1 protein-coding gene is annotated in these 422 nt (G+C 68.5%); it reads left to right on the forward strand.

Annotated elements, in window-relative coordinates:
• Nucleotides 1-27: 27 nt before the first annotated feature.
• A partial coding sequence (locus H489_RS27415) for a substrate-binding domain-containing protein (protein WP_040419612.1) occupies nucleotides 28-422 on the forward strand: 395 nt, incomplete at its 3' end.

A 422-nucleotide genomic window follows, 5' to 3' on the forward strand; every position in this document is an offset into this window, starting at 1 on the left:
GGCGGTCCACTGTTGGAGGACGTTTCAATGAAGAAATCCACCACACGAGCGATGCTGGGCGTCAGCGCCCTGCTGCTCGCGATCACCACCCTGGCGGGCTGTTCCAACGGCGCGGACGCCGGGACCGGTTCCGGCGGAGGCGGCGGAGACGCGTCGAAGGCCAAGATCGGCCTGCTCCTGCCCGACTCCGTCACCGCCCGGTACGCCAGCGCCGACCGCCCGCTCTTCACCGCCGAGGTGAAGAAGCAGTGCAGCGGCTGCTCCGTCATCTACGCGAACGCCGACGGCGACGCGTCGAAGCAGCTGCAGCAGGCCCAGTCGATGCTCACGCAGGGCGTCAAGGTCCTGGTCCTCGACCCGTTCGACGGCGAGGCCGCTGCGTCCATCGTCCAGCAGGCGAAGGCCAAGAAGGTGCCGGTCAT

Origin of the sequence: Curtobacterium flaccumfaciens UCD-AKU (genome assembly GCF_000349565.1) — a bacterium.
Lineage (GTDB): Bacteria > Actinomycetota > Actinomycetes > Actinomycetales > Microbacteriaceae > Curtobacterium > Curtobacterium poinsettiae.